Below are 9,447 nucleotides of genomic sequence, written 5' to 3' on the forward strand. Positions count from 1 at the left end.
TAGGCAAAAACAGTGCTGAAACTATTGATGTGGTAGATACACAAATGGCAGAATTAAAAAAAGAACCGCCACCACCTGTAGTACCGCCACCGCCACCGCCAAAGCCACCGCCACCTCCCGAAATTAACCAGGTAAAATTTACACCTCCTAAAATTGTAAAAGATGAAGAGGTAAAACCTGAAGAGAAAATTGAGGAGATAAAGGAAGACCAGGCCATCAGTACAAAAACTGTAGAAAGTGATAATAAAGAACAGGTAGTACAGGCACCGGTGGAAGATAAAGGAACTGGTGTTGTTGAAGTGCCAAAAGTAGATGATGATGAAGGAAAGATATTTACCAAGGTGGAAGTAGAAGCTGGTTTCCCCGGAGGAGACAGGGCATGGCGCAGCTATCTTGAAAAAAATCTTAATACCGAAGTGCCCGGCGAAAACGGTGCACCAGAAGGTAACCTTACCGTAATAGTAAAATTTGTTGTAAGCAAAGATGGCAGCTTAAGCGATATTAGTTGCGAAAGTGATCCGGGTTATGGTATTTGCCAGGAAGCAATAAGGGTTATTAAAAGAACCAAAAACTGGACGCCAGCAATACAAAACGGACGTAATGTAAATGCATATCGCCGTCAGCCAATTACCTTTTCGGTTCAGCCTCAGTAAAATTTTCTTTTAAAAATATTTCAAATCCTTTCGTTTAACGGAAGGATTTTTTTTGTGCTGTTGATTATGGAAAAGAATTGTTTTGCTGTCTCTTATAAAACTTACAACTATGGCAGAAATACAAACAGCAACAACAGCAAAACAAAATCACGGTAAAAAATTAAATAAAAAAAGTACCCGTGTAGATCTAACTCCGATGGTTGATTTAGGTTTTTTATTACTTACTTTTTTTGTGTTTACTACGGCACTAACAAAGCCTACCGCAATGAATTTAATAACACCCAATGATAAAATTGATACAATTAAAAATCCTGTTTGTGAAACTTGCGTACTTACGGTTATGCTGGGCAAAGACAATAAGATATTTTATTACGAGGGTATGCCCGAAAATAATCCACCTGTAAAAGAAACTGCTTTTACAAACGAGGGCATTAGGAAAATTCTGCTCCAAAAATTAGCTGCAGTAAAAAATGCAAAAGGCACTGCAGATGATATGGTATTGATAATTAAACCCGGGGCTGAATCTGCATTTAAAAACTTTGTTGATATGGCCGATGAAGTAACCATCAATAATATTAAGCATTATTTTATAGATGAGCTGAATGAGGCGGATAAAAAAATACTGGCAAAAAATTAATGCCTAAAGTTCTGCCTTAGTAAACACAGGCGGTATCTTTGCCGCATGCAAAACAACATTTCTGTTTGGGAAGATACCATTGTAGCGATTGCAACCCCGCCTGGCATTGGTGCTATTGGTGTTGTAAGGTTAAGTGGACAGCAGGCAATTGCAATTATCAATCAGTTGTTCCCTTCAAAAAATTTAAATAATCAGCTGTCACACACACTGCATGTAGGTTTATTAAAAGAAGATGATGGAGTAATTGATGAAGTAGTAATTTCTCTTTTTAAAAATCCTAAAAGTTATACCGGCGAAGATGTGGTGGAAATAAGCTGCCATGGAAGTGCTTATGTTCAGCAACAAATAATGCAGGCTTGCATACACAAAGGCGCAAGACTGGCAAAAGCGGGAGAATTTACTCAACGTGCTTTTTTAAATGGTAAGTTAGATTTAACACAGGCAGAATCGGTGGCAGATTTAATTGCAAGTAACAGTAATGCACAGCAGCAGGCAGCACTGCATAATTTAAAAGGCGGGTTTAAAAAAGATTTAATTGAGATAAGAGAAAAACTAATTGAGTTTAGTGCATTAATGGAACTTGAATTAGATTTCGCCGAAGAAGATGTTGAGTTTGCCGACAGAAAAAAATTTAATGAACTTTTAGATAATTCTCTTCTGAAAATAAGCAGTCTTATTGATTCTTTTAATTTAGGAAATGTTATTACTAATGGCGTAAAAGTTGCAATTATTGGTAAACCCAATGCTGGTAAAAGCACCTTGCTGAATACTTTGCTTAATGACGAAAGGGCCATTGTAAGCGCCATTGCAGGTACTACAAGAGATACAGTTGAAGAAACTATAAATATTAAAGGCATACTTTTTCATTTTATTGATACAGCAGGTATTAGAAGTCATTCACAAGATGAAATTGAAACTATTGGTATAAAAAAAAGCAGGGAAAAAATTGAACAGGCTGATATAGTTCTAATGATTGTGGAAGATAGTGATATTGATACCGAACTGCTGCAAAGCATCAGGCATAAAAATTATATTGTAGTAGTAAATAAAATAGACGCAAAACTGCCCACCAATAAAAATGAAAACTATTTATACATTTCAGCCAAAAATAAAAACGGTATTCAACAACTTACTGATACACTTTATAATAAAATAATTCAACAGGAAATAAATACTGAAAACACATTAGTTACCAACACCCGGCATTTAGAGCACCTGCAAAAGATTAAAGCACATCTTTTATCTATACAACAAAATTTACAAGCTAACCTTAGCACCGATTTAATTGCACCCGATATAAAACTTTGCCTGCAGCATATTGGCGAACTTACCGGAACTATTACCAATGAAAATGTGCTGGATTATGTGTTTAGCAAATTCTGTATCGGCAAGTAAATTTTATTATTTCACAACAATAAAAAATCTACCACACTTACTTTTTTTTATTACTGATAAAGATAACTCCATCTTTAATATCATCAGCAAGTTGAGCAATAGTTTTTGTAACAAATAATTTTATAAGCTGTTGTTTAATCGATTTGTATTGTTCATGCATGGGACAGGGCTGAGTTTCTGAACATTTTTTTAATCCCAACACACATTTTTCCAATACATCATCTTCACCCATAGCCTGTAAAACTGCACGTGCCGGAAGTTTTTTTGCTTTATCAGCAATATAAAATCCGCCATTGGGGCCACGTACTGCACTGATAACATTATTCCTGGTTAGGGATTGCAAAATTTTTGCAGTAAATGATTGGGGTGAATCAATGGCTTTAGCAATTTCTTCAATACCCAGTTTTTTTTCCGGGGTGCTTTTTTGGGCAATAAAAATAGTGGCCCTTAATGCATACTCTGTTGCTTTAGAAAACATAGCTGTTAATTTAAAAAAGAAAACTACAATTTTTTTTACACAAACGCATTATTCGTTAGTGATTGCATTTTGCATTCAGCACTACTTTTACTTATGTTTAAAATAAATAAGGACAAATATATCTTTAAATAGTATCTTTGCATGATATTACTGCTTTGGAAAGAAAATATTTTCCTATGATAAGTACAATCACAAATCAAAACCCCCTTGTGTATTCCTGTTCTGGTTGTTCCAGCGCTGCCCAAATGGCCAATTACCTTGCATTGCAGTTAGACAGAAAGGGAATTGCTGAAATGTCATGCGTCGCTGGCTTAGGTGGCAATGTTAAAAGCATTGTGCGTACAGCTTTATCAGGAAGAAAAGTGATTGCAATTGATGGTTGCCCCCTGGCATGCAGTAAAGCATGCCTGGGTAATCATTCTTTACAACCCGATTATTATTTTGAATTAAGTGTTCTCAATGTTAAAAAAAGAGGTCACCAGGATTTTGATAAACAAGAAGCTGATGCTATTTCAGCATTGATCCAACAGCAATTAAAAGTCTCGTAAAAATGTCTCACCCTTTAGTTAATAATGAAAAAATTAAGTAACTATAAACTTCCAGCTTATTCTGCAACTGTTAAAACTGAAGTGGTTTGTCCCAACGATACCAATCCAATGGGTTTATTGCAGGGTGGCAGGCTGGTAGAGTGCATGGATATTGCAGCAGCTGTTTGTGCACAAACCCATGCCGACAAAATTGGTGTAACTGCATCCATAAACCAGGTTGATTTTAATGCAGCTGCAAACGTGGGGGATATAATAGCTATCAATGCTGTCATAACAAGGGCTTTTACTACTTCGATGGAAATTTTTGTGCAGGCTTTTGCAAGAAAAGTTTTGGCCCGAAAAAAATATTTAATCAGCGAAGCCTATTTTACATTTGTAGCACTTGATGAAAATGGTAAAGCAACACCTGTTATTGCAGTGAAGCCGGTAACTGCATTGCAAAAAAAACAATACACTGCTGCAATAAGCAGGAAGAACAACAGGATCTCAAAAAAAATCTAAATTTTAAAACATTTTATTTTATGAATGAGACCATTTTAAAATTTCTGCAACAGCAAAGCACGGCTACTATTTGTTGTGTTGATGAACAATGTAAACCATATTGCTTTAGTTGTTTTTATGCTTTTAATAGCGATGGGGTGCTGCTTTCTTTTAAATCATCTGCCGCTTCACATCATGCCGGGCTGATGAAAAAAAATCCGTTTGTTGCCGGAACAATTTTACCGGACAAACTAAACACCCTTATGGTAAAAGGTATGCAGTTTGAAGCCATTGTTTTAAACAGGCAAGATCCTTTGGCAAAAACTGCAGCAGGATATTATTATAAAAAAAATCCCCTTGCAGTGGCTGTTGCCGGTGATATTTGGACCATTCAAATAAACCAAATTAAGATGACGGACAGTACTTTGGGATTTGGAAAAAAAATAATCTGGAGAAGAGATGAAGCAGCACTTTGCTTTAACAATAATTAAGGACAAAAATATCCTTAATTAAACCTATCTTTACATCTTCAATAAATAAGGACTGGTTAACAGCCATACTTTTATTACATCATTTTTTAAAATTATTACTTACAGGTTTAAGTTACCTGCCACACTTATGTATTCATCCGCACATCATCAATTTCATATACCCGTAATGGGTATTGCCTTTACCATCGATACGCCTGTTAAAGTGGCCCGTTTTGGTATATCCTCAGTTATTTCTATTGTAGAAGACCGCTTAATAGAAATGATGAGAAAACATTATTATCCCACTATTCACCAGCAGTATCAGCCCATCACCATTGAGGAAGATGATTACAGGGCAAAAAGAATTACGGATTATTTAAACCTTGTAAACACGATAGTTAAGCAGCAGGTAGAGCGGTTGAAAATGGCTGCATTTGAAACAGGCTCTGAAATTGTGAAATACTTTGAGATGTTACCTGATACCAGTGCGTTAAAAAAAATGTACCGGCAAATGATGAACTGCAGCAATTATCATGAAAAAGAAAAACTGGAAATATATTTACGCACCCAAATAAGGGCGGGCAGTATTGATGTAAATATTTTAACCAAACCCGACCGTAATTATTATAATAAAAAAGGAGAAATTATTGAAGATGGTTCCGATGCTGTCGCTGCTTTGCGTGGGTATGTAAAAAGTGAATTGAATAATTCGTCGGTAATTTTTTCTGCAGGCATGAATCCAAGATTATATAATTACCTGGGTACCTGTAAGGAATTTGATGTGAATGAAGATGGTGGGTTTACAAAAAAGGTAATTGTAAAAGTAAGTGATTACCGTTCGGCTTTGATACAGGGAAAATATTTAGCCAAAAAAGGAATTTGGGTAAGTGAATTCAGAGTAGAGTCGGGATTAAACTGCGGTGGACATGCATTTGCCACCGATGGTTTTTTGATGGGCCCTATACTGGAAGAATTTAAAAATAATAAAGCAGAACTGGTGGATGCACTTTTTGAAATATATAATCCTGCACAGCAAAAAAGAAGTAACCGAAAATTTAATTATCCTCCTCAAATAATTATTTCGGCGCAGGGTGGTATTGGTACTCACGAGGAAGATGATTTGTTACACCACCATTATAATATTAAAAGTACCGGATGGGGAACACCTTTTTTGCTGGTGCCCGAAGCTACCACTGTTGATGATGCCACGTTAAAATTATTGAGCGATGCAAAAGAAAAAGATGTGGTGCTGAGCCGCAATTCTCCACTGGGTATAAGGTTTCATTATCTTAAAAATACCAGTGCTGAAACAGAAAAATTATTACGTATCAGCAAAGGAAAGCCCGGAAGCCCCTGTACGGAAAAACATTTGGCTTCCAATACAGAGTTTACTGTTGAACCAATTTGTACTGCATCGCACAAATATCAAAAACTTAAAATTGCACAATTACAATCGTTGAATTTACCTGCAGCAGCATATGAAAAACAATTAAGTAATGTACTGGCCAAAGAATGTTTATGTATTGGGCTCAGTAATCCTGCTGCAATTAATAATAAAGAAAGTTTTGTGAAGAACCTGAATGCAGTTTCTGTTTGTCCCGGACCTAACATTGTGAATTTTTCCAGTATTGTTTCTTTACAAACCATGACCAACCATATTTATGGAAGAGAAAACATACTCACCAACAACAACCGTCCGCATATGTTTATTGCCGAGCTGCAGTTATACCTTAATTATTTTAAAGAGCAGCTGGAAGAAAATATTGTTGCGGATCAACTGGCTAAAACAAAAAAATACCTTGCAGCATTTTTTAATAATTTAAAAGATGGTATTAATTACTATCACCGCATTAAAGGCTTAATTGAAAATTACAGTAACCAGTTTTTTACAGCACTGAGGGTTGCTGAAAACGAACTGGATTATTTAAATCTTCAATATTCTATCTCTGAAGACCAATACGTGACAAAAGAAAGTCATTTGTATATTTGATACAATGGCTTTTTCTTGTTTTTAAAAAGGCATAAATATTTCGGGAATGTTTTTATAGAAAATAGGTTAGTTTATTTTATCTCTTTCTTCTGTTATATTTTACATGCTATCGGCACCAACTAACGCTTCTACAAATATATTGGTAAAAACCTGCTCACCATTATAAATAATTTCCCAGGTTACCGGCAATGCTTTTTTAAGCATGCTGCTTACGCCACAATATTTTTCCTGGCTGTCATTTACAGCATCTACTGCAGCATTTTTTTGTGCCACATCGCCTTTAAAGATATATTTTAAATGAATAGTTATATATTGTACAGGAGCTTTTTTGCTTAGTTCTCCGGTAACTATAATGTTAAGATCACCAATTGTAATATTTAATTTTCTCAACAATGCTATTATATCCATGCCTGTGCAACCACTTAATGCAGCCAGTACAAAAGGTTTGGGTATTGGCCCATTTTCTTCACCACCCGATTTTTCGGGGGCGTCCATTACCACAGTATGCCCATCTATTAATGCATTGAATTGCATTTTTCCCATCCACTGTGTTTCAATTTCGTGTTTTGCCATATTCTTTTTATCAACAAAAATAAAATACCCATTCTTGCTGTATCATGATCCATGTCATACTGTTGTGTATCAAAATATGAGCTTGGTCAGTTGAGCCTTTTTATGGCTAATAAAAGTATTTAAATGCTTTTATTAATTTATCTTTGATGTATCAAATCATTTTAAAAAATAAATAATATGCAAACAATAACTGAAAACATCCTGAATGTAACCTTACTGGAGCCAAGACAAAAACATCCCACTATTTTTGTTCGCTTCGACGAACTTACAGAAGGCGAAAGTTTAACCATTCACAACGATCATGATCCTAAACCATTGTATTATCAATTACTGGGCGAAAGAGGAAATATATTTACCTGGGAATATCTGGAACAGGGGCCTGAAAGCTGGAAAGTAAAAATTTCGAAACGCATGAATAGTGAAAGTGAAGAAACATTGGGGCAGATAGTGGCCACTGATTTACGCAAAGCACAAATATTTAAAAAGTACGGATTAGATTTTTGTTGCGGAGGCAAAAAAACAGTAAAGCAGGCTTGTGCAGAAAAAGGATTGGACGTAACTAAAATAGAACAGGAACTTCAGCAGGCCGATAAGATCCCCTTAAGTCGTCCACTTCCTTACGGCGACTGGAGTTTAGATTTTCTGTCGGATTATATAGTGAACACCCATCACAGTTATGTAAATAAAAATTTGCCTAATATAAAAGCTTTTGCCGAAAAAGTGATGAAAGTACATGGCGCTCAGCATCCCGAATTGGTACGCATTAATCAGTTGGTGCAGGAAATTTATGCTGAACTCACTGCTCATATGGCAAAAGAAGAAAAAGTTTTATTTCCATACATTAAAGAATTGGTGGCAGCCAATAAAAATACAACTCCCTTAGATGCACCACATTTTGGCAGCGTACAAACCCCAATAAATATGATGGAGATGGAACATGAACTGGTAGGGAAAAATCTGGAAGAAATAAGAATACTATCCAGCAATTATCTATTACCGCAGGATGCATGTGCCAGTTACAGTTTGTTGTACAGGTTACTGGATGAATTTGAAGAAGACCTTCATTTGCATATTCATCTGGAGAATAATATTCTTTTTCCAAAAGCTTTGCAGACAGAAAAAGAAATGAATAATTGAAAAACCTCCTGAAAAAAATGCCTGTGCAATAATAAAAAATCAGGAAGATAAAACCTGATAAATATGAAACCGGAAAAAAGCAGGCATTTTTATTTTAGAAAACGAACTTTTTAATTTCAGTATAAATATTTATTACATGATTTTTATCAATGCCAATACCAAAATTGGTGCAATTATTAAACAGCATCCCGCTGCTTTGGAGGCAATAATAAGTATTAGCCCGAAGTTTGAAAAATTACGCAACCCCATACTACGCAAGTTGATGGCGGGCAGGGCCAGTATAAATATGGCCTGTGCAATGAGTGGATGCAGTATACATTCGTTTTATGAAAAATTAAAACCTTTGGGGTTTCAAATGGATGAATCTATAAAACCTGTTGTATCAAAAATAAAGAAACTACCTTCTTTTATAAACACCCTGCATAAAGATAAACTTATCACATTAGATGTTCGGCCTTTACTTGCATCGGGAAAAGATCCGTTGACAATGATTACGAAAAAAGTAAAAACTATTAAAGCAGACGAGGTATTAAAAATCATAAATACTTTTACACCCTTACCTTTAATCAAGTTGTTAGAGAGGTATGGTTTTGAAGTGTATGCTGATGTTGTAAATGATAACCTGGTGGAAACTTATTTTTATAAATCAACATCAATAGCATTTAATAATTTAGAAATTACTGATGTGGCGTCAAATGGGTGGGAAGAAATATTAAATAAGTTTGCAGGCAAATTGCAAACCATCGATGTACGCCAACTGGAAATGCCCTTGCCCATGCACAGTATTTTAGAAGCATTAGATAATTTACCCGGTGAGAATGCTTTGTTTGTTTATCATAAACGTATCCCTGTATTTTTGTTACCTGAATTAGTAGAAAGAAAGTTTGACTATCGCATTAAAGAGATAAGCGATGGAGAAGTACACCTGTTAATTTTTAAAGTCTGAAATGTTTACCGCTGATAAAAATGATGATCTTGTAAAAAATACCACTTATAAAGTTGTGCTGCCATTTTATGGATATGCTGCAATATCATTTTTGTTTGCAACAATTCTATTATTTTTTTCTGAAAGTGCATTTATGCAAC

General features: G+C 35.3%; 11 protein-coding genes. 9 read left to right on the forward strand and 2 right to left on the reverse strand.

Translation table 11 applies throughout. The features are described from left to right. The 3 genes from ACY65O_RS01980 to mnmE form a co-directional block, all read left to right on the forward strand. The coding region (locus tag ACY65O_RS01980; protein ID WP_462219174.1) for an energy transducer TonB at positions 1–653 on the forward strand (653 nt) is incomplete at its 5' end. A 109-nt stretch (positions 654–762) separates the two neighbouring features. Then, complete coding sequence (locus tag ACY65O_RS01985) at positions 763–1,290, forward strand: ExbD/TolR family protein (RefSeq protein ID WP_462219175.1); 528 nt, start codon at positions 763–765, stop codon at positions 1,288–1,290. Positions 1,291–1,335: 45 nt separating this feature from the next. After that, positions 1,336–2,685: a tRNA uridine-5-carboxymethylaminomethyl(34) synthesis GTPase MnmE gene (gene mnmE, locus ACY65O_RS01990; RefSeq protein ID WP_462219176.1), complete on the forward strand. Its 1,350-nt coding sequence runs from the start codon at positions 1,336–1,338 to the stop codon at positions 2,683–2,685. Between the two features lie 37 nt (positions 2,686–2,722). Here mnmE and ACY65O_RS01995 read toward each other — a convergent pair whose 3' ends face one another. Continuing rightward, positions 2,723–3,163, reverse strand: coding sequence for an RrF2 family transcriptional regulator (locus ACY65O_RS01995; protein ID WP_462219177.1), 441 nt, complete (start codon positions 3,161–3,163; stop codon positions 2,723–2,725). A gap of 176 nt (positions 3,164–3,339) precedes the next feature. Between ACY65O_RS01995 and ACY65O_RS02000 the strand changes: the two genes are divergently transcribed. The 4 genes from ACY65O_RS02000 (at position 3,340) to ACY65O_RS02015 (ending at position 6,651) form a co-directional block, all read left to right on the forward strand. Next, positions 3,340–3,711, forward strand: coding sequence for a putative zinc-binding protein (locus ACY65O_RS02000; RefSeq protein WP_462219178.1), 372 nt, complete (start codon positions 3,340–3,342; stop codon positions 3,709–3,711). A 24-nt stretch (positions 3,712–3,735) separates the two neighbouring features. Beyond that, entirely contained in the window at positions 3,736–4,212 is a 477-nt protein-coding gene (locus tag ACY65O_RS02005) for an acyl-CoA thioesterase (RefSeq protein WP_462219179.1), read from the forward strand. A gap of 20 nt (positions 4,213–4,232) precedes the next feature. Further along, entirely contained in the window at positions 4,233–4,682 is a 450-nt protein-coding gene (locus ACY65O_RS02010) for a hypothetical protein (RefSeq protein WP_462219180.1), read from the forward strand. A gap of 127 nt (positions 4,683–4,809) precedes the next feature. Further along, entirely contained in the window at positions 4,810–6,651 is a 1,842-nt protein-coding gene (locus tag ACY65O_RS02015) for a hypothetical protein (RefSeq protein WP_462219181.1), read from the forward strand. A gap of 99 nt (positions 6,652–6,750) precedes the next feature. Here the strand turns inward: ACY65O_RS02015 and ACY65O_RS02020 are convergent, their stop codons facing one another. Beyond that, on the reverse strand, positions 6,751–7,224 hold the full coding sequence (locus ACY65O_RS02020) for an OsmC family protein (protein ID WP_462219182.1): 474 nt from the start codon (positions 7,222–7,224) through the stop codon (positions 6,751–6,753). 177 nt (positions 7,225–7,401) lie between these two features. On the opposite strand from ACY65O_RS02020, the gene ric reads away from it, so the two are divergent. Next, positions 7,402–8,361 carry an iron-sulfur cluster repair di-iron protein gene (gene ric, locus ACY65O_RS02025; RefSeq protein WP_462219183.1) on the forward strand — a complete coding sequence of 320 codons (960 nt, stop codon included), beginning with the start codon at positions 7,402–7,404 and terminating at the stop codon, positions 8,359–8,361. A gap of 136 nt (positions 8,362–8,497) precedes the next feature. Further along, positions 8,498–9,307 (forward strand): DUF2249 domain-containing protein, encoded by an 810-nt coding sequence (locus ACY65O_RS02030; protein WP_462219184.1) that lies wholly within the window; start codon positions 8,498–8,500, stop codon positions 9,305–9,307. The last annotated feature ends 140 nt before the right edge of the window (positions 9,308–9,447 follow it).

This window comes from Ferruginibacter sp., from assembly GCF_031430955.1.
Taxonomy (GTDB): Bacteria; Bacteroidota; Bacteroidia; order Chitinophagales; family Chitinophagaceae; genus Ferruginibacter.